The following is a 1,353-nucleotide window of genomic DNA, read 5'->3' as shown; positions in this document are numbered from 1 at the left end:
CGTTGGCAAAAATACCTCAGTGAGCTCGAAAAATATAATGTAAAGAAAACTAAAATAACTTATCATTTAAAATTATTATGTAAAGAAAAGTCCATTTTCTTATCATTATAAATTACCTTTGTTAAGAAAAATAGAATTTCTTATCATTATGAATAATTTTAAACTTGAAAAACTTCCTTTAAAAAAAGACATTGAAACAAAAAATGTTCTTAAAAAATTAAATGAAGCTCATAGAGCATTAGCTGAATTAAAAGGTTTAGTATCTAGTATTCCAAATGAAAATATCCTAATTAATACATTAGGGTTACAAGAAGCAAAAGATAGTTCTGAAATTGAAAACATCATCACAACACACGATGATCTTTATAAAGCTGAACTAAATTTAGATGGAGTAAAATCGTTAGATGCCAAAGAAGTTCAAAATTATATTTCTGCATTAAAAATTGGGTATTCATTAATTTCAAAAAGAAATATTTTAACAAATAATGACATTATCCAAATACAATCTGAATTAGAAAAAAATAATGCAGGTTTTAGAAAAGTTCCTGGAACTGCATTAAAAAATGCTAAAACTGGAGAAACAGTTTATACTCCGCCACAAGACCTTGAAACTATAAAAAATTTAATGTCTAATTTAGAACAATTTATTAACGACGATACTTTATCTGACTTTGACCCAATAGTAAAAATGGCTATTATACATTATCAATTTGAAAGTATCCACCCTTTTTATGACGGTAATGGTAGGACAGGAAGAATTATTAATGTGCTTTATTTAGTAATGAAAGATTTACTTGATTTACCAATTCTATATTTGAGTAGTTTTATTATTGAAAATAAAGCTAAATATTATGAATTATTACAAGAAGTTAGAATTACTGACAATTGGGAAAATTGGTTAATCTATATTATCAAAGCAGTCGAGCAAACTTCTAAACAAACTATAATTCTAATAAAAGATATTCAGAAATTAATGCTTGAATATAAACACTTAATTAGAGATAATTATAAATTTTATAGTCAAGATTTATTGAATAACCTATTTCAACATCCATACACAAAAATTGAGTTTATAGAAAGAGATTTAGGAGTATCAAGAATTACCGCTGCTAATTATTTAAATAGATTAGCGAAAGATGGAATTCTAACAAAACAAAAACTAGGAACTGGAAATTACTATATCAATGAAAAATTATATACGATTTTAACAAAAAAAGTACTTTAGCCAACAACGTGTAGTAAAAATTGCTAAATTAGTGCTTAATAAAAGTAGTTGCTTTTTTATTCACTTCTGTTTTCTTTCGGAAAATAGTCGTTCATAAAACCGCAACTTTCAATACACAACCACGTTAG

1 protein-coding gene is annotated in these 1,353 nt (G+C 25.5%); it reads left to right on the top strand.

The annotated features are described in order from the left end of the window. Nucleotides 1-148: 148 nt before the first annotated feature. Entirely contained in the window at nucleotides 149-1,225 is a 1,077-nt protein-coding gene (locus tag MPF19_RS18995; protein WP_249989846.1) for a Fic family protein, read from the top strand. Nucleotides 1,226-1,353: the final 128 nt, after the last annotated feature.

The sequence above is a fragment of the Polaribacter sp. Z014 genome (assembly GCF_023555435.1).
GTDB lineage: Bacteria > Bacteroidota > Bacteroidia > Flavobacteriales > Flavobacteriaceae > Polaribacter.
This window is presented reverse-complemented; position numbering and strand designations above follow the sequence as displayed.